This window comes from Pseudoalteromonas sp. R3, assembly GCF_004014715.1.
Taxonomy (GTDB): domain Bacteria; phylum Pseudomonadota; class Gammaproteobacteria; order Enterobacterales; family Alteromonadaceae; genus Pseudoalteromonas.
This window is the reverse complement of sequence record NZ_CP034835.1, coordinates 770,146-789,274: the sequence shown is the minus strand read 5'-3', so window position 1 is coordinate 789,274 and position 19,129 is coordinate 770,146. Positions and strand designations below refer to the sequence as shown.

Sequence of the window (19,129 nt, the reverse complement as noted above, 5' to 3'; positions counted from 1 at the left end):
TTATGACTCCTCTTCTTCGTTTTGTTTATCCGGACAGTCCGATGGTTTGTCGCTCAGAAAGCGAAAATACAAAGACACCAGGTCCTTACCAAAAATCATAAAGATATCCAGCAGCTGGGCACTGGTCATATCCGTTTTGCCACTTTCCCAGTTGCTGACCGTTGACTGGTCAACCGATGACGACATTTTGGCAGCCAATTCTTTTTGGCTTAAACCGAGCTCATTGCGCATCTGGCGAATGGAGCGCTGAACCAGCTGATTGAATCTAACAATTTCCTGCTGTCGCTTCCTTGGGCTATGCTTCATTCTTTTTTCCATGGGTTAAAATTGTAAACAGATAATTACTATAGGTTAACTAAAGCAACAACTTAAATGCATATGCTCAGGTACATCTATGAATATATTCATCGCCTCCCTGTCTTTTTTATTTATCTTTATAATTACTTATCAGCCACTTGTATTAGTATTACACTGTCTTTATAACAACCACTAAGCACATGCGAAAGGAAATGACACAACCATGAGCCAACTTACTCAGTTCGGATTACTCGCCGACTACAACCAGTGGATGAATCAAAAAGTTTATCAGGCGGCGGCGCGTCTGAGCGAAGAGGCATTAAAACAGGACCAGGGGGCATTTTTTGGCTCAGTACTGGGCACCTTAAACCATCTTGTGGTGGCTGACACAATCTGGCTAAAGCGCTTTGCTTTGAACGCTGCCTGCTCCAGAGCTCTGCAACCCATGTTGGAACAACCAGACCCCACCAGTCTGGACCAGTGTCTTTTTCAAGACCTGACTTGCCTGGCTACACATCGCCAGTGGCTCGACAAACACATTTTATGTTTTATTAGTGAACTACAAGAATCCGATTTAGACACTTCTCTGACCTACCGAAATACCAAAGGCATTGTTTTCAGCAAGCCCCTGAGTAGCGTACTGATGCACTTTTTTAATCATCAGACTCATCACAGGGGGCAAGTTTCTACCCTCTTTTCTCAACTGGGCGAAGATATAGGTGATACAGATCTATTGCTGCTCATTAACAATGTCGACATCTAGATATAGCAAATTGGTATAACAAAAACCTCAAATCACTTTCCCCAGCTTTATTCGCTATTGCAGGTGCCCACTTGCCAGTTCAGAGCTATCCAGCTCTGAGCACCCAGGCCACAAGCTCCTTATCACATTGATGTTGAATTATTACATTTATATACATGAATAAAATTAATGTAATTTAAAGATTAATGCATTGTGTTTAAATTCCGCACAATGTACCCTAATCAGGTTCTCTGTGACACTACAAAATCAATAAGGAAAATGAATGAAATATACCCTACTGGTGGTAGCAATTGCGACATCCTCCTTTGCCGCAAACGCTGCCAGAACAATATCCGCCAGCGCCTATGGTCATACTCAGGAACAAGGGAAGGCCGCGGCAATCTCGTCGCTTGAGCAACGTGCAAATGGTAATCCACTTTCCAACGTACGTGCCAGCTGTCGTTCGGAAAGTTATCCATTACCATGGTACTGTACAGCAACCGCCCAGGTCGCAACGCTCTCTTACGGCAGTGACAGCTATGAAATGTGTGGGCGCTCACACAGTAAGCATGATGCGACCGCACGATTCGAAGCCGCCATTGGTCGAAAGTCCTGTGACAGCAACAAGTACTCGACCTATCGCTCAAATTTCGCAGTCAATGAAAGCAGCTTTGCCGGTAACGCATGTGATTACACATCTCCCAAGGGGCGATTATTCAACAGCATCTGGTTGCTGGATAATGCGGATAAATCAGGTGATAACTCAATTTTAGGCTGGGTCTATCACGAAACACAAAAAGACGTTCACAACACCCATTCTATTTGCGATGAAGGTGTGTATGCCAGATTCAAATGGAAGAAAAAATTCTACAGCTGGGAGTGGGTAAAACGCTCAGAAATGAGCATCAGCCGTCCGGGTTTATATGATCAGGATGTCATTGGACGAGCCGCAACCTTAGTGCACGAAGCCAGACATATGGACAAAGCACATGGTAGCGCTGGTGGCGCATGTAGTGGTTCAAGCTGTGATTCCAACTGGAGTTATAATGGCTCGAACACCTATGAAGCCTTATGGCTATGGTGGTTCGCAGTAAATGGCAAGGATGCAACTCCTGCCATGCGTGCCAGCGCGGAACAACAAGCAAACTATACTATCAATCATCGCTTTGTCACGCCGCCGCCATATCATGCAGATAAAGATGCTGAGATCATCAACAAATCAACTGCATCTGGTTTAACGCGTCCAATGGAGCCTTCAAAAACAGTAACCTACACTGCTGCTGGTGGAGTTGAGTCAACCGTTCGCTCGCAAGCAACCTCGGGCTTTGTCAATAAATATGGTAAACAACCCACCAAAGTTGAATGTCGCCATAATCCACACAGTATGGGCCCTCCTCCGTGGATCTGTGTCGCGACAGGCCCCAGATAACGCTCGATTTAACACTCAGCCCCTGCAAAGGGCTTTTGAAAGGTTATTGTATGAAGTACTCCCATTTTCTGCCTGTGGTCATCGCACTCGGCCTGTCTGTATCTGCATTCGCTGCCAATCAAGCCGATGCTTCAGACCCGCTTAAGCCCGTAACCTGTGAAACAACACAGACGGATGTTACCTGCTCTGTAGCGCTGTTCAGGCTAAATACCACCGCGCTTAAACACATACCTCTGACAGCTTCAGAGTCGCTAGAGCTGGCAAGCTCAGTGCAGTTGAGTGCAATTGAACACCTGCCATCGGGCGATGTTAAGACAGTCCCGGGGTCCGCAGTCAGTTATAAAACGTTCGATATATCAGGGGAAGGTCATGTTGTGCGCCATGCACTGGCGTTTACAAAACTGAACTTTGAGCTGGCACCACCCGGCAATACACAGCTCTATGCCAGGCAATATAACACTCAGCCACCCAAGCCAGGTACCAATTTGCAACCTCTGGCAGCACTGGATATGAACATTGAAGCGTTGAACTGGCAGATCAGTGCAGCCACAAGCCAGCTCAGTGTCACAGCTTCGCAAGCACCGCAAAAGAAAGCCCTTGTTAGTCAGCCGGGCAGTTACCAAAGTGTCACTCTTGAGCCCAACTCAAGCTGGTACATTACTCCCGGGGTGTTTCACCTGATGGCATTCACGGCAGGTGAAAACAGTAAAATCGTCATACAACAAGAACTGAAAAAACGCACCCCCACTACACTTTACGTGTATGGCGACCTGGAAACTCTGCCCGCTATTGAAAACCGTACCAGTGGCTCACTGGCAGTGATATATCTGGGCACAAGCGAAGTCAGGCTCTCACACCGTTTCAACGGCGCGTGGTTTTCACCAGCTGCGCGGCTAACCCTGGCAGCATTACCCAACAACACGCCACAAATTGGTCAGTTCAGAGCGAAAAGTATCCGCGTAGAAGATGGGGCCCACATTCAACATTACCCATTTGACCTGTTCAGCCTTATCCCAGCAGAGCTGATCACTGAAGCAGAAGATTTGAACCCACAACCTGAGCTCAGTGCAATAAATTACAGTAATGCCCGGCTGGAGCAAATGATTGAGGCCCACCTCAACAATTTGTTTGGTATGGGAGAGGATGCCAATCAACAGTATGCGGATTCTCTGGAAGCCCTGCGTGAAAACGCTCATATCGTTGTCCCAGAGCTTATCAAAATATATGACAATACAGAGCTCTCAGTTGCGGGCCAGATGCGACGCTGGTCTGCGGTTCACATATTGAGTGAACTAAACAGCCCGTTGGCAAACAACAAACTATACGAGATTGCTGTCTCCAAACCAGACTATACGTACGCGCCAAAAATTTCCTCTGACCACACACATGGCCCTTCTTATGAATCTCGTGAACTGAGTATTCGCGCCGCAGCGATGGATGGCATTGCAAACCTGGCAACACTGGGCTATTCGCAAAGTGATGAAACATTGGCAAACTACTTACTCGGGCCGCAAGATAAGGAGCCTATGACGCTAAGGTATGCCATCAAAGGCTATTTGCAAGGCAATGACACAGAGGAGCGACGTGAGCAATTGCTAAGGCATTTGGGCCCGGAATATCACGCTTTTATACAAGGCGAATAATCGTTCTTCACAAACCAGTCGGGACTGCCTGAGGCAGTCCCGGAGTTTGTCACTCACACCCTTTTTGAATACTGGACGTCCAGACCTTCAACACAAAGTCGTTGTAGTCACGGTCATTTTGGTCTTCCCAGTATTGCTTATCACCGTAAACACGATAGTTGGAGGTCAACTGATTAGGATTGCCATTAATTGACAACACATAGTCGTAACTGGCGCCGTCAATCACATCGTAGCTACCTGCACCACCGTACTCATCCAGCAACTTAACGTAACTGCCATTAACCCTGATCCCCCAGTCGTTGTTATAGCCTGCACTTTCGCTGACAAACTGATAATGAATGCGCGTATAGTCATCTGGTATACAGGCTGGATCATTATCTTCAATAGTCCCGTTCAAAGAGGCTGTGCCACTGGTATTTGTCGCGCCATCAACCTGTAAAGTCAGTGTTTCACTTGCTTCGTGCGTTGCATCATCAAGGGTTGGAATTGCTATGGTCGCGCTCGTTTGTCCGGCACTAAGGGTGATGCTGGAAACCGGCGCCGTATAATCATCCGCGGACGTCGTGCCATCCTGGACACTGACATCAAGGACCACATCCTGATAGTAAGGGTTACTCAGGGTAACTTGATATTCCAGCTGCCCACCTTCAGGCACAGTATCTGTGAGCGGCACCAGCGTAAAGGTCGGTTCAGGATCTGTCTCACAGCTTGGCGTAGCATAACAGGCAACTGGCTGATCCGTATTCACCGCTAAGTCGTTAAGCCTGACCGGCACGGTGGCAAGCAAACACGTATTACCTGATTGTGGATTCAGTTTATAGAGTTTAGAACGATTAACGTGGCCATAGTCGTTGATCAGCGTGCGGCTGACCACTATGTCACCTGCCTGATTCAACGCAGCCCCGGTTGCCGCAGTCAGGCTGTGATTTGCCAGCTTGGTTGCCTGGAAGGTGGTTTTATTTATCTGATAAACACTTCGACTGGTGATCAGGTACCAGTTACCATTTTGGATCACCAGGTCGCCGCGAAACTTGCCTTTGAGCGAACCCAGTGCCCCCAGTTCCGTCGCCTCCCCCGTATTTTTGTTAATCTCATAGAGCTTTTTAAAATCAGTACCGAGCAGCGCATCGCGCTCAGGATCATAGACCATACTCAATACCTGAGCACTCCTGCCAACCACAGTATGGGTATCAGTTGCAAAGTCGTAGTAAGCCAGGCGCAGGTATTTAAAGCGTTTACCTTCAATCGGTAAATGGGTTAGTTGCTCAGCGCTGAGGTTCAGATGACTCACGTCAACCTGATATTCAAAAGGCCTCGGAGCGGAGAGATAATACATGCGCTTGCTGGTTTCATCGTAGGCCAGCGCGGATGCACTAAATTCTGCCAGGGTCTGAGCAAACGCACTGTTATTTTGCTCATTCAGGCCAAACAAGATCCCCACATCGCCACGCCCTGCATTAATGCCATATAACTGGCCAGTACAGGTATTTGCGAAGCTCACGGAAGAAACGGAAGACGCCACCAGGGCAATCAAAGAAAGTGATGTTTTTAGCATGGTAATAAACTCGTTCGGTTCATCCAAATTCAGGCTAATACAACACAAAGTAATGACACATCCACGTCCATTGTACGATGCGATTTCCTATTCCATTAGGATGAGTGCTTCCATTATTATCTTTGCAATCTGCCGATATGATGCGCTGCACGACACAAAAAATCAACACTAAAATAAGAAAAATGGATTAATTTTGACTTCATGGTGTGTGAAATTAAAAATTTTTAAATAATCTCAATGCAATACAAACTGCTTGATTTTTCGCCACCACGTCCCTATTTCGTATCCTAACTGACTTAAAGGAACAAAGACTATGGACACAGACAGTTTCACCCTATTTGACCTGCTCATGCGAGTGGCGCTGCTCTTCACACTGGTGGTAACCTGCCTCTGGTGCCTGATTAGGATCGTCAGGTGGGCCAAAGGCATGCCCAAAGCCGCCTACCTGGTGATGGCGATTTTTCCATTACTCTCTTTGTTTCCCATCCCACCTCCTGTGTTCAAAAATGTCGCCAAAGCAAAGCAGGAACAACGTAAGCGCAAAGAAGATCAGGGAGATCCTCCCGACTGCTAGCGGTTACTGCAACAATAAAATCGTGACCAACACGTTATTTCATCAACAGCAATACCTACGGCTTTTTTAGGATTCTAACCCCTGCATCCACAGTTGATTCAGCTTTGCCACGGAAAGTGGCGAGCGCTCTGTTGGGCTCTCGTGATGTGCAAAGAAAATCTGCCTGGCCAGTTGCCGGCCACTGTGCTGTGCAGCCGTTGCCTTGGCAATACGCCGCTCATAAAATGTACCCAGCAAAACTGATGGGTCATCATATTTTGATATCAGTCCAGCCAGGTGCCAGGCATCTTCCAGTGCCTGACAGGCCCCCTGCCCCGAGGTCGGCAATGATGCATGAGCCGTATCACCAATGAGTACAACGTTGTCTTTGTGCCAATATGGCAGTGTATCCAGATCATGTACGAAAATACGCTGTATCGCGTCGGTATTGGCCGCTTTGAGCACTGACCGTACGGGCTCAGCCCAGGAACTAAAACGCTGATTTAAGTCATGATACAAGGATGCTTCTGGCCGGTTTTCCTCAATTTCTGAACGCCAGGCACCGGCCCAGAAACATAGCTCCTTTTTTACCGGTACAATGCCAAAACGTTCGCCCGGACGACGAAAATCACAAATGCTATTGTTTAGCATCCCTGGCTCAGCCTTACTGATGCCAATAACATTCACCACACCCTGATACACTGGCTCAATATGTTGAGGATACAAGTACTGACGTACCGCCGAATTCATCCTGCCATCCGCCCCAACAACCAGGTCATATTCTTTCCTAAGTCCGTCAATTTCCTCATGAGTAACAGCCGTATTAAACCGGATCACGCCCCCCAAGGCTGTTAACGCGTCAGCCAGTAAGCGGATCAAATCACGACGCAGTATGGTCACCGTTAGATAGCCACTTAATTTGTTTAACTGCTTAACACTCAGCGCGCTGATCTCTGTTCCCTGGTGGTCATACTGACATAGTGAATCAGGTAAGCCGCCAGCCTGAACGATTTGCTGAGTCAGGCCCATTTGCTCCAATACAAATAATGCATTTGGCCATAAAGTGACGCCAGCCCCCATCGCAGCATGTGCCTGCGTACGCTCATATAAAACAACCTGATGCCCTTGCTTTTTGACCAGCAGTGCCAATGCCATGCCAGCGATACCTGCCCCGACAATCGCAATTCGACGTTTTTCTTGCATGCTTTTCTCCATTCATTGATGTCTTCATGAAGTGTTACAAAGCAACCAGATGGGATAAACATGCTAGTATGACTTTATTAATCCCATTTAATGAGAGAATCATGATAGAGCGAAGCGATCTTCAGTGGCTGCTAAGCTTTCTGGCAGTGTATGAGCAACTGAGTTTTAAACGTGCAGCACAACAACGCCAGTTACCCACTTCTAATGTAAGCCGGCATGTCGCTTTGCTGGAGCAACACCTGAATATCCGCTTACTGGAGCGCACAACCCGTAAAATGCGCCCCACTGCTGCTGGTACCCGGCTTTATCAGACACTCAAGCCACTGACTCTGGCGATGAATGATGCACTGGTCGAAGTGTCACAGCAAAGCAGTCAGCTGTCGGGACACCTTAAAATTGTTATCCCGGATCTGCCCATTCTGGCAGAGCTCATTACGCACTTTTGCCAGCTGCACCCAGATATACAACTCAGCTGTGACACGCAACTCAATCCAACGGAAGGGGTGCTCGAAGGCTTTGACATGATAGTGCGCTTTGACCGCGGCACACTGGAAGACTCGGGCTGGGTGGCTAAAACGCTGCTCCACTTTCCAAGTTGCGTTGTCGCCTCCCCGGAATTAATTACTTCCCGGGGTTTGCCTGATTCCCTTGATATGCTCAGCAAAATGCCCTGCATATCCAGTTTCACTGTACTTCAGGGGGCACCTTGGCGCTTTAAGGGCAATAAGACCCTGCACCTGCCATCACGTTACAAGGTAAACAGTGGCCATATGGCTAAAGCGGCTGCACTTAAAGGGCTGGGATTTGCCATCTTGCCCGAGCATGCCTGCGAGGCAGAAATCGCAGCGGGTACACTGGTCAAAGTCCCGTTAGACCATGAGCCTGAAGATCTTATTCTCTATGCATTTTATTCGGGCAGAAAGTACCCGCAGAAAAAAGTAACCGCACTGCTATCACATATAAAGCAGGGCCTGACTATGTAGTACTCGGCTGAAATAAAAGCGTTGCGTGCCTGTCGTCGTTATCAGACAGGCCCGCAACACTCTATGAATGGTAATTGGCGCCTGGTTATTTCAGCCAGTTCACCATATTTTCCATCAGTGCTTTGGTGGCAACACTCCCTTGCTCACCGCCAACATCACATAAACCTAACCCGCAGCCATCAAAGTGATGCCCCGCATTTTCCAGCAGGTGTAACTCACTGCCGCTGCGACACTGGATTTGCGCATACTGCTGATTAAAATTAAGCGTGTTAGCCTGAGCGGGTCCATCGCTAATATCGCCTGAAAGTGCGTTACAAAGCCTCAGCGATTGACTGGGGGAAACGATGATATCCGCCATCCCGTGACTGATAAACATATCAGGGGCGATGCCAGGATATTGCTCTATGTATTCCAACAGGCTGTTATTCACGATCAGTGGCTCATTGCCACTGAGCTCTTGCCAATCCGATTTGCCGGACAAAATTGCAAGCATATTTTTGATATAGCTGTGTGGATAGCTGCCATCTTGCAATTCCTTCAGCTGATGAGCAAAATCTGCTACCGGGAACATAGGCGCAATTTTGTTGATTAAAAATGGAAACTGCTGCGACAGCCATACCGCCATATGCCCGCCGGCAGATTGCCCCAATAAACGAATAGATTTGAAGCTGTGTGTGTACTTGTAATTGTTAAACAATACCCACAAATAAGCATCTCTTATGTCGTTTTTGCTATCCTCAATCGACACATTATTACACGCAGGCCCAGCCTCTTGATCCTGAGCCAGACGATAAAAAGGCATATACACAACGAAGCCAGCCTCGGTCAGCTGGGCAATTTGCGCCTCCATTAAGCGTGCCGTTTTCAGCCTTGCTAACCACCCTCCACCGTGGATGAGCATGACGGGCGTTGCGCTATGATTATCCATGTTTTTATAAACACGCATTTCAAGATGACACATGCCTTGTTCATTGTGCACTCTTTTATAGGTGCTGCGTTGCAGCAGTGGGATCTCACTAAAAGACTGAGGACGAGTTGTAACAGGTAGTGTGGCACTGTAGCCAGGCATCCAGGCATCACTGGTAGAGTTTAAATCAGCGGTACTGCCATATTTTTCCGCTTTGTGGTCAAATTCACGCACACAAAAATCTATATCCGTTTCAGTTTTATAGTCGATATCGATTCGACATTGGCTGTCACTGTAGTAGTGCCCCTGCTCCGTCACTTCATCCTGAACCAGAAGGCAGCGTCCATCTTGGTAGTGAAAAAGTTCAGGTAATAAATCTGGGCCGGGTTTTGTCGCAATTGCTGCATAACAATAGCTCGCGCTCTCCAGTATATCGACCAACTCCGGCGATTGATTTAAAAGTACCTCTCTCAACTGCTGGTCATGGTGCTGAAAATAGCCCATTGCAGCCTTTAAAGGCGCATCTCCATCGTTATAATCGCCTGAAAGATATTGCTGCAACAACGCCTGGGGGTCAGGTAACGCCGCGGCGCTCACTGATGATGTGGCTGCCAGAGCAGCAAGTCCTAATATATGCGGTAGATGTTTCATAATAGTTCCTTGTTTGATCACCGCCAGCTATGACGCCCTGCGCTATAAAATATTTACTCTGTTTTGTTTGAGTACAATCGCATCACTTGCCCGATCATTACATCTTCACCATCAGTGCGGATTACCGGCCACACCTCAAGCTCAGCTCCTTCGCAATATCCACTTATCAAACCTTATTGAGTTCAATCCCGCTTATAACACAACGACCTAAATAACTGTTTTAGATGTTTATTTTTATTATCCACTGATTTTGACAGCCTTCAAGAGAACTCGCATGATTGATGGCGTACCGATTAGAACTGACTTGCATATCTAACTTGGTGCATCAGTAGCTCAGTTATCGCTACTGACAGGTCAACAGGCCATATGATTGATAATTAACTCATTACAAGGAAATACCATGAAAACAACTAAACAAAACGTAAAAGCAGTCATCGAAGCAGAAGAGCTACTAGCAAAAATTGAAGGTGGCTCAAAGCTGAGTAACAACTATATGAGCAAAGGCATGGCACATGACGTGATGTGCGCAGATGCAGTTGGTCCGGGTGTACAAATCTACGGATGCAGTCTGGCTGACTAACAGCCTGCTTAGTAATACGCACAATACAAATGATTAGGGGCCGGTATGACTGATTTAACAAACAGATCTGATATTCGAATAAATGCTGCATACAGACAAACTTATGCAGTCTGGGAAATTACATTGAAATGCAACCTTGCCTGCAACCACTGTGGTTCGAGAGCTGGCGATGCAAGAGTTGATGAATTATCCACCAGTGAAGCACTGGATTTAGTCGCGCAGATGGCAGATCTGGGTATTAAAGAAGTCACCCTAATCGGGGGCGAGGCTTTTATGCGCCCCGACTGGCTACAAATTGCGGCAGAGATCACCAAAAAAGGCATGAAGGCAACCATGACAACGGGTGGCTACGGGATTTCTCTCGGTACGGCTAAACGGATGAAGGAAGCAGGGATTGCGGCGGTCTCTTTATCAATTGACGGGATGGAACGCAGCCATGACTTACTCAGAGGCAAACAAGGCGCCTGGCAGAAGTGTTTTGAAACCATTGCCCACCTGCGTGAAGCAGGGATCCCGGTCGGCTGTAACTCACAGGTAAATCGTGAGTCCATTGCCGAACTCCCTTCCCTGTACGAAGAGTTACTCAAAGCAGGTATTTCCGCGTGGCAATTGGCCCTCACGGTCCCTATGGGTAATGCCGTCGAAAACTCGCATATCTTACTACAGCCTTATGAACTTCTGGATGTGTTCCCGTTGCTCGCCTACCTGTCCAAACGGGGTAACAGCGAGGGGATACGAGTACACATGGGCAATAACATTGGCTATTTTGGGCCGTATGAGCGATTGCTGAAAGAGCCCATCGCATCAGAAGCAAAGTGGGCCTTCACCCGCGGCTGTAGCGCAGGTCAAAATGCAATAGGCATTGAAGCCGATGGCAGCATCAAGGGCTGCCCATCATTACCAAGCGCGGAATATACCGGCGGTAATATTCGAGACCGTAAGTTGCAGGATATTTACCAGAATAGTCCGGAGCTGCGCATCAACGACATCACCACACCCGAAGATGCCACCCGCCACCTGTGGGGCGAATGCAGCAGTTGTGAATTTGCCTCTGTATGCCGTGCAGGCTGTCACTGGACCGCTCATGTGTTTTTTGGCAAGCGCGGTAATAACCCCTATTGTCATCACAGAGCACTGAAAAAAGCAGCTAAGAATCAAAGAGAAAGGTTCTATGTCAAACAAGCTGCTCCTGGCAAGCCGTTTGACCATGGGGTCTTTGCGATACACGACGAACTGTGCATTGTGAACGAAGATTCAGGTCAGTTCCGCATTGATGACATGGCGATCCCTGATCGCTGGCAGGAAGACGGACTGGATCTGCTCGCCCTGATTCGTGAAGAAAAAGCCAGTGCGATTGAGAGTTATCGGTCATTGGTTAACTAAAACTCACTCCATAGCATACAGGCGGCCTCTGACCAAAAGCAGGCCGCTCTGCCAGCCCTTAACGATTATCCAGTCAGTTTAAAGCTGCTCAGTCAGTTTCTGAAATTTGACACTCGCAGAGACACACTCGTACACCTCGGTAATCACCGGCTTGATGTGTATATTGCTATTTATGGTCTCAGCGTCCACCTGTACAATTCTCAACAAACCTGGACGAAAACGACAATTTACCATCCGTAGTTTGCCAATAAGGCTGTAGCAAATAATAAGGTGATGGCACTGCAACCACCTTGTTCTGCTGGGTGTCCTCAAACTGAATTTGGATATACCAATAGGTTCCCATTGTGCCATACGTATCCCTGAATAAGCCGACTATCTTAAATCGGCTGCCTTTAGGAACACTTGCAACATACTCGCTGTCTCTCAGGCCTGCAGTGCCTGACCACCGCTCGATCCTTGCATTCCATCTAGCTGGATTGGCATGCAATTCTTCTAAGGTGTTAGGAACATCTCGACCTTGCTCACTACGATTTGATTGTGCACCAAAAGCCTGAATACCAAAACACTCCTTGGTTTCCCCTTTACAGTAATTCATAGTGTACAAAAAACTATCTTGGGAAAGTTGATAGCACTGACTGCTGAATTGCGCATAACGCGTATCATTCGCCAAATTTGGGCTTGCTGAGCACCCCATCAAATAGTATGACAAACTTATCAGTGCTACTTTGCCACTTCCCCAAAGTTTCATCATAGCGCTCCTTTTTTTATGATTGTAGTCGAATGGGTGACATGCAAAGCCCAAGAGAAACCGCAACTCTTGTCCGATTGATCAACCACCTCAGACCAGGGGTTCAAATACCCACCCAAGAAAAAGCCATTTATTGGGTCTCCACTACCCAAGCGCGTGGTTTTCATATTGCCCCAACCGCAATATTGCCAAATGGTAGCGAATTTAACTCTGCAGAGTCCGCATAACCTCTTAAATAAAAAAACAGCCACTTTGTAATACCTGGGCACGTGAAGAGGAGACCTCTGTCTGGTGATGAATTTGATGTTTATGAGTACAGAGTGAAGAAAAGCAAGTGGACATCATGCATGCACAATGTCCACACGATAGATTAAGACTCGCTCAAAGGCTGTTCACTGTCGTCTGCTTCAGCGACGTCATTGCCATTGTGCTCAATCTCAAAACCATCAACCCGTTGCAGGCCTCTGGGCAGCTTGTTACCACGACGACCGCGTTCACCATAGTAGTGTTCCAGATCGCTGGGCTTAAGTGTGAGTTTACGCTTGCCGGCATGTAGGGTTACAGCACAACCATCGGGTATTGCTGCGAGCACTTTTACAAACTCCTCGCGGGCCTGCACTTTAGCACTCGGGATAGAGATGATCTTGTTACCCTTACCTTTGGCCAGTTTGGGCAGATCGCGCAGTGGGAAGATCAGCATCCGGCCTTCGTTAGAAATGGCCATACACCGGTCGGTCGCCACATCTCCCACTGTTATGGGTGCCATCAGTTCAGCCCCTTTCGGGATGCTGACGAGTGCCTTACCATTTTTATTTTTACTGACCAGGTCGTTAAACTCAGCAATAAAGCCGTAGCCGCCATCGGTGGCCATTAAATAAAGCGACTGCTCTTCACCCATCACCACATGCTCAAAGTTGGTGCCTGCGGCAAGGTTAAAGCGCCCCGTCATGGGCTCCCCCTGACTTCGGGCTGATGGCAAACTGTGAGCATCGGTGGCAAATGCCCGGCCAGAGCTGTCGAGGAACACCGCCGGCTGATTGCTACGGCCTTTGGCCGATGCCTTGTAGCTGTCTCCGGCGCGGTAATTGAGTCCTTCGGCGTCGATGTCATGGCCTTTGGCAACCCGGGCCCAGCCCTTTTCAGACAGCACCACAGTAACCGATTCCGATGGAATCAGGTCTTTCTCGCTCAGGGCTTTGGCCTCAAGGCGCTCTACTACAGGTGAGCGACGCTCATCACCGTGTAATTCGGCGGCTTCGCGAATTTCTTTTTTCAGCAGCGTCGACATTCTTCGCTCTGAGCCCAGCGTTTGCTCCAGCTTGTCACGCTCAGCGCTCAGTTCATCCTGCTCGCCGCGGATCTTCATTTCTTCCAGCTTCGCCAGGTGGCGCAGTTTTAAGTCTAAGATAGCTTCGGCTTGTTTGTCCGACAGCCCAAAGCGGCTCATCAGCTCTTCTTTGGGCTTGTCTTCGGTGCGGATGATTTCAATGACTTCGTCGATATTCAAAAAGGCAATCATTAAACCTTCAAGAATATGCAAACGCGCCAGCACCTTATCGAGGCGATACTGCAAACGACGACGCACAGTTTCGCGGCGGAAAACCAACCACTCTGCCAAAATAGAACGTAGGTCTTTAACCTGAGGACGACCGTCCAGGCCAATCATGTTGAGGTTAACCGATAGTTCTTTTCCAGATCTGTAGTGGCAAACAAGTGTGCCATCAGTGGCTCAACTTTCACCCGATTGGAGCGTGGTACCACCACGATGCGGGTTGGGTTTTCATGATCCGATTCATCGCGTAAATCAGCGACCATAGGCAGCTTTTTAGCCGTCATCTGCGCCGCTATTTGCTCCAGTACCTTGGCACCGGATACCTGATGGGGCAGCGCAGTGATCACCACCTCGCCCTGATCTTCTTCATACACCGCACGCATTTTAATCGAGCCGCGTCCGGTGGTGTAAATCTTCTGGATCTCGGCTTTCGGCGTGATGATCTCGGCTTCAGTTGGATAGTCCGGCGCCTGCACCATCTCCAGCACTTCTTCAAGTGTGGTTTTCGGCTTGTCCAGCAAAGTACAGCAGGCTTCAGCCAGCTCGCGCACGTTATGTGGTGGAATGTCTGTGGCCATACCTACGGCAATACCAGTCACACCATTAAGCAGAATATGTGGCAGTCGTGCCGGCAGTACCATTGGCTCATTCATGGTGCCGTCAAAGTTCGGGATCCAGTCAACCGTGCCCTGGCCCAACTCTTTTAGCAACACTTCTGAAAACTTAGACAAACGCGCTTCGGTATAACGCATCGCAGCGAACGACTTAGGATCGTCAGCCGCACCCCAGTTACCCTGACCATCGATCAGCGGGTAGCGGTAGGAGAATGGCTGCGCCATCAGCACCATAGCTTCGTAACAGGCACTGTCGCCGTGCGGGTGGTATTTACCCAGCACGTCACCCACAGTACGGGCAGACTTTTTATATTTGGCTGCGGCCGACAGGCCCAGCTCGCTCATGGCATACACAATACGCCGTTGTACTGGCTTGAGGCCGTCACCAATGTGTGGCAAGGCCCGATCCATGATCACATACATGGAGTAATTGAGATAGGCGTCTTCTGTGAAGCGGCCCATCGCCAGTTGTTCAATCCCCTGTAACGACAGGGTTTGCGGATCTGTCATGATACACCTTATTGTTTGTTGTACCGCACACGAGTTATCGCGTTGGCGTAATCATCCGAATTCAATACTTGACGGCGCGCTTCATCGGCGCAGCACCATGGCAGCCAGCTTACACTTCTGCCTTATCACCATGTTGTTCCAGCCAGGTCTTTCTGTCGCCTGCACGCTTTTTGGCCAATAGCATGTCCATCACTTCCAGCGTTTCCTCTGGTTCATCCAGGGTCAATTGCACCAGACGGCGGGTATTGGGGTCCATAGTGGTTTCGCGCAGCTGTATTGGGTTCATTTCACCCAATCCCTTAAAGCGCTGTACATTTACCTTACCGCGCTTTTTCTCCGCCTCAATACGGTCTAATATGCCGCGCTTTTCATCTTCATCCAGCGCATAAAACACTTCTTTGCCCACGTCGATTCGGAACAAAGGAGGCATGGCCACATACACATGACCACGACGCACCAACTCAGGAAAGTGTTTAACGAACAAGGCGCACAACAAAGTAGCAATGTGCAGTCCGTCGGAGTCAGCATCGGCCAGAATGCACACTTTGCCGTAGCGCAGCGCCGACAAGTCTTCAGAGTCCGGGTCGATCCCCAGTGCCACTGAAATATCGTGGACTTCCTGCGAGGCCAAAATCTGCCCTGAATCCACTTCCCAGGTATTCAGAATCTTACCACGCAGCGGCATGATGGCCTGAAACTCGCGATCGCGTGCCTGTTTGGCAGAGCCACCCGCAGAGTCCCCTTCCACCAGGAACAGCTCAGAGCGTTCGGTTTCTGAACCGGAGCAATCGGTTAGCTTGCCCGGTAATGCCGGGCCACTGGTGACCTTTTTACGCACCACTTTTTTAGCCGCACGCATGCGTTTTTGCGCGTTGCTGATACACAGTTCAGCCAATGCTTCGGCAGTGTCGGTGTGCTCATTCAGCCACAGGCTGAAAGCATCTTTGACAATCCCAGAAACAAAGGTGGCGCAAGACCGCGATGACAGTTTTTCTTTGGTCTGACCGGCAAACTGCGGGTCCTGCATTTTCACCGATAATACATAACTACACTTGTCCCAGACATCATCGGAGGTCAGCTTCACGCCGCGTGGCAATAGGTTACGGAATTCACAGAATTCACGCATGGCTTCCAGCAACCCCTGACGCAGGCCATTGACGTGTGTACCGCCCTGTGCGGTAGGAATAAGGTTCACGTAACTTTCAGTGATCGACTCGCCACCCTCAGGCAGCCAGTGCAATGCCCAGTCAACGCCTTCGGTAGAGCCGCTGAAACTACCCACAAACGGGCTTTGCGGCAGCGTTTCATAGCCTTTCGCACTGTCTTTTAAGTAATCTTCCAGACCTGACTCATAACACCATTCCTGCGTTTCTTTGGTTTGCTTATTGATAAAGCGAATGCGCAAACCCGGACACAGCACGGCTTTGGCTTTGAGCAGATAGTTGAGCTTGCTGAGTGAGAAGTTGGCAGAGTCAAAATAGCTGGGGTCAGGCCAAAACTGTACAGAGGTGCCGGTATTGCGTTTACCAACCGTGCCTGTCACTTCCAGGTCTTCAACTTTGTCGCCATGTTCAAATGCCATCTGATACACCTGGGCATCACGCTTAACCGTGATTTCAACCCGGGTTGATAAAGCGTTGACCACAGAGATCCCCACCCCGTGCAGACCGCCGGAAAATTGATAGTTTTTATTTGAGAATTTACCACCAGCGTGCAGTTTGGTCAGGATCAGCTCTACGCCTGGGATCCCCTCTTCTGGGTGAATATCGACAGGCATGCCGCGCCCGTCGTCAATCACCTGGAGCGAATTGTCTTCATGCAGGATCACATCGATCTTGCTGGCATGGCCAGCCAGGGCCTCATCGACACTGTTGTCTATGACTTCCTGACCCAGGTGGTTTGGCCGCGTGGTGTCGGTATACATGCCAGGCCGGCGCTTCACCGGCTCCAGGCCATTCAACACCTCAATGGCTTCGGCATTATAATTCTGCTGACTCATAATTGGATCTGACTTTCTTTGTTCGTGTTGGTGATTTCGAGAAACCTGACAAGGGTGTCAAAGTACCGCTCAAAACCAATAAAACTATGGTCCCCGCCAAATTCAATATGACTGGGGCTGGCGCTGAAGTAGTTTACAGCCTGTTGATAGGGTAACACTTCATCGCCGCTTTGTTGTAGCAATAATATATTTTCTGGTGAGTGCAGTGACTCAACGTAGAGCTGACGCAGAGTTTCAACATGTTGATGCGTCAACGTGTAATGCTGTTGCTGGTAGGGATTATACTGAGGTCCAAGATAGTCATGCAATAGTTCAAATGGCCTGACCGCCGGGTTGACGACCACAGCGCGTACACCATGGCGTTGCGACAAATAAGTCGCATAAAACCCACCCAGTGAACTGCCAATCAACGCAGCGTCTTTGTCTATCAATTGCTCCAGCTGGAGCACAGCTATCGCTGGGTCGAAATGTAAGCGGGGTGTGAGGTACGTGCAGTCTATCGGCTGCTGTGCAAGCCACTGGCCTAATTGTTGCGCCTTAAAGGATTGTTCCGAGCTGTTAAAGCCATGAATGTAGATTAATTTGCGAGCCATTTGACCTCAGTGTGCAGACCTTGTGCTGTCCAGTGGATCAGCCGAAAAGCAGGCCCGAGATTTTGCTGTTGCCACTGCGCCGTATGCTTGGTGAATTGAATAGACGTTGCAGGCGTGGCATAAACAGGTAAGCCTCGGTACTGCTGTGTATAAGCATTATGTACATGACCATGAATAAGTGCCTCAACACACTGACTGTTTACCAGCGTATTAAGTAGCTGTGGGCCATTTTCCAGTATGTGTTTATCCAGATAACCGTCAATCGGGACCGGATGATGGTGACAAAATGCCAACACAGGCCGTGTTGCGTCGCACAGCACGCCCTCCAGCTCTGCCAGATGCGATTTATCGCACCAGCCTGCGGGTGTCGGTCCCTTGCTGTTAAGTAACACAATATCACCCTGCTCGCACTGCAAGTACTTAGCGGCACTGATCTGTCCTTCGCTGATCTGTGCCAGCAAAGCAAGATCATCATGGTTGCCGGGCACCCAAAAGAGCGGGCAATCAAGCGCTGATTGCGCCAGTAACTCAGCAAATAAAGCATAAGAGGCGCTACTGTGATCCTGGGTTAAGTCGCCACCAAATACCACGCCATCGAGCTGCTCGCCAGCCAGGGCATCAAGCACCCTGCTAAAATGCGCCGCCGTGTTAACCTCAAAATAGCATCCCTCACGAGTCCCGAACAGGTGGCTGTCTGTGATATGTGCCAGGCGTAACTCTGCACCGCCGAACTGATACGACTGCTCAAACCAGGCCATTATTGACATCCCAGTTGAGTGGTACCCTGCCACTTTCCAGGCAAGCCATTAACCAGTCCGCTAAAAACGCATTGAGCTGATATTTTTCGTCTTTATGGTGCATGTCCGGATTAGGATAGCGATAGGACGGTTTAATGCGCTGATGAAAATCGTGATGGATCACCTCAGCCACTTTGGCATCGTGATATAAGCGTACAGATAAAGCGAAATCATCCAGATGGGCGCTGATCTGTTGTTTCTGCACCACCGCAATATCTGTGGTGTAACGGGCAATGCCGTCAATGCGGATCTGGTAACTGGCTGCGCCAAGGTGTACTTCACGGCTGCTTCCCACGCTTTCTTCGGGAAGCAGTTTTAGCGCCCGCAGATAGTTGCGTTCGCATAAAGTGATGTATTTGGGTAATGACTGGATGTACTCTTTTTGCATAA

At 48.9% G+C, this 19,129-nt stretch carries 16 protein-coding genes and 1 pseudogene; 7 read left to right on the top strand and 10 right to left on the bottom strand.

Going from position 1 to position 19,129, the window contains the following annotated elements; genetic code table 11:
* A complete protein-coding gene (locus tag ELR70_RS08355) occupies window positions 1-306 on the bottom strand; it encodes a helix-turn-helix transcriptional regulator (RefSeq protein ID WP_054014542.1) in 306 nt (101 codons plus the stop codon).
* A 214-nt stretch (window positions 307-520) separates the two neighbouring features.
* On the opposite strand from ELR70_RS08355, the gene ELR70_RS08350 reads away from it, so the two are divergent.
* The 3 genes from ELR70_RS08350 to ELR70_RS08340 all read left to right on the top strand — a co-directional run bounded on the left by ELR70_RS08350 (window position 521) and on the right by ELR70_RS08340 (window position 4,111).
* Window positions 521-1,060 carry a DinB family protein gene (locus tag ELR70_RS08350; RefSeq protein ID WP_054014541.1) on the top strand — a complete coding sequence of 180 codons (540 nt, stop codon included), beginning with the start codon at window positions 521-523 and terminating at the stop codon, window positions 1,058-1,060.
* Between the two features lie 262 nt (window positions 1,061-1,322).
* The gene (locus ELR70_RS08345) at window positions 1,323-2,468 is read left to right on the top strand and encodes a hypothetical protein (protein WP_054014540.1); all 1,146 of its coding nucleotides are present in this window, start codon (window positions 1,323-1,325) and stop codon (window positions 2,466-2,468) included.
* 50 nt (window positions 2,469-2,518) lie between these two features.
* Window positions 2,519-4,111 carry a hypothetical protein gene (locus ELR70_RS08340; protein WP_054014539.1) on the top strand — a complete coding sequence of 531 codons (1,593 nt, stop codon included), beginning with the start codon at window positions 2,519-2,521 and terminating at the stop codon, window positions 4,109-4,111.
* Between the two features lie 49 nt (window positions 4,112-4,160).
* Here the strand turns inward: ELR70_RS08340 and ELR70_RS08335 are convergent, their stop codons facing one another.
* Window positions 4,161-5,666: a Calx-beta domain-containing protein gene (locus tag ELR70_RS08335; protein ID WP_054014538.1), complete on the bottom strand. Its 1,506-nt coding sequence runs from the start codon at window positions 5,664-5,666 to the stop codon at window positions 4,161-4,163.
* A gap of 313 nt (window positions 5,667-5,979) precedes the next feature.
* On the opposite strand from ELR70_RS08335, the gene ELR70_RS08330 reads away from it, so the two are divergent.
* Window positions 5,980-6,240: a hypothetical protein gene (locus tag ELR70_RS08330; RefSeq protein ID WP_082353140.1), complete on the top strand. Its 261-nt coding sequence runs from the start codon at window positions 5,980-5,982 to the stop codon at window positions 6,238-6,240.
* A 66-nt stretch (window positions 6,241-6,306) separates the two neighbouring features.
* Here the strand turns inward: ELR70_RS08330 and ELR70_RS08325 are convergent, their stop codons facing one another.
* Window positions 6,307-7,422 carry an FAD-dependent monooxygenase gene (locus ELR70_RS08325; RefSeq protein WP_054014537.1) on the bottom strand — a complete coding sequence of 372 codons (1,116 nt, stop codon included), beginning with the start codon at window positions 7,420-7,422 and terminating at the stop codon, window positions 6,307-6,309.
* 101 nt (window positions 7,423-7,523) lie between these two features.
* On the opposite strand from ELR70_RS08325, the gene ELR70_RS08320 reads away from it, so the two are divergent.
* On the top strand, window positions 7,524-8,405 hold the full coding sequence (locus ELR70_RS08320; protein WP_054014536.1) for a LysR family transcriptional regulator: 882 nt from the start codon (window positions 7,524-7,526) through the stop codon (window positions 8,403-8,405).
* Between the two features lie 85 nt (window positions 8,406-8,490).
* Here ELR70_RS08320 and ELR70_RS08315 read toward each other — a convergent pair whose 3' ends face one another.
* The gene (locus tag ELR70_RS08315) at window positions 8,491-9,963 is read right to left on the bottom strand and encodes an alpha/beta hydrolase (protein WP_054014535.1); all 1,473 of its coding nucleotides are present in this window, start codon (window positions 9,961-9,963) and stop codon (window positions 8,491-8,493) included.
* Between the two features lie 400 nt (window positions 9,964-10,363).
* Between ELR70_RS08315 and ELR70_RS08310 the strand changes: the two genes are divergently transcribed.
* Together ELR70_RS08310 and ELR70_RS08305 are read left to right on the top strand one after the other, a co-directional pair.
* The gene (locus ELR70_RS08310; protein ID WP_054014534.1) at window positions 10,364-10,543 is read left to right on the top strand and encodes a hypothetical protein; all 180 of its coding nucleotides are present in this window, start codon (window positions 10,364-10,366) and stop codon (window positions 10,541-10,543) included.
* A 45-nt stretch (window positions 10,544-10,588) separates the two neighbouring features.
* Window positions 10,589-11,926, top strand: coding sequence for a radical SAM protein (locus ELR70_RS08305; RefSeq protein ID WP_054014533.1), 1,338 nt, complete (start codon window positions 10,589-10,591; stop codon window positions 11,924-11,926).
* Between the two features lie 178 nt (window positions 11,927-12,104).
* Here the strand turns inward: ELR70_RS08305 and ELR70_RS08300 are convergent, their stop codons facing one another.
* From ELR70_RS08300 to ELR70_RS08275, 6 genes and pseudogenes are all read right to left on the bottom strand, one after another.
* Window positions 12,105-12,677, bottom strand: a complete 573-nt coding sequence (locus ELR70_RS08300; RefSeq protein WP_128064538.1) for a hypothetical protein — start codon at window positions 12,675-12,677, stop codon at window positions 12,105-12,107.
* A gap of 367 nt (window positions 12,678-13,044) precedes the next feature.
* Window positions 13,045-15,350 (bottom strand): annotated as a pseudogene (gene parC / locus ELR70_RS08295) (DNA topoisomerase IV subunit A).
* Between the two features lie 109 nt (window positions 15,351-15,459).
* Window positions 15,460-17,349 (bottom strand): DNA topoisomerase IV subunit B, encoded by a 1,890-nt coding sequence (gene parE, locus ELR70_RS08290; protein ID WP_054014530.1) that lies wholly within the window; start codon window positions 17,347-17,349, stop codon window positions 15,460-15,462.
* Window positions 17,346-17,942 (bottom strand): YqiA/YcfP family alpha/beta fold hydrolase, encoded by a 597-nt coding sequence (locus ELR70_RS08285; protein ID WP_054014529.1) that lies wholly within the window; start codon window positions 17,940-17,942, stop codon window positions 17,346-17,348. The genes parE and ELR70_RS08285 overlap by 4 nt, the downstream gene beginning before the upstream one ends.
* Window positions 17,927-18,700, bottom strand: a complete 774-nt coding sequence (locus tag ELR70_RS08280) for a metallophosphoesterase (RefSeq protein ID WP_054014528.1) — start codon at window positions 18,698-18,700, stop codon at window positions 17,927-17,929. Before ELR70_RS08280 ends, ELR70_RS08285 begins: the two co-directional genes overlap by 16 nt.
* A complete protein-coding gene (locus ELR70_RS08275; protein ID WP_054014527.1) occupies window positions 18,687-19,127 on the bottom strand; it encodes a DUF1249 domain-containing protein in 441 nt (146 codons plus the stop codon). Before ELR70_RS08275 ends, ELR70_RS08280 begins: the two co-directional genes overlap by 14 nt.
* Between the last annotated feature and the right edge of the window lie 2 nt (window positions 19,128-19,129).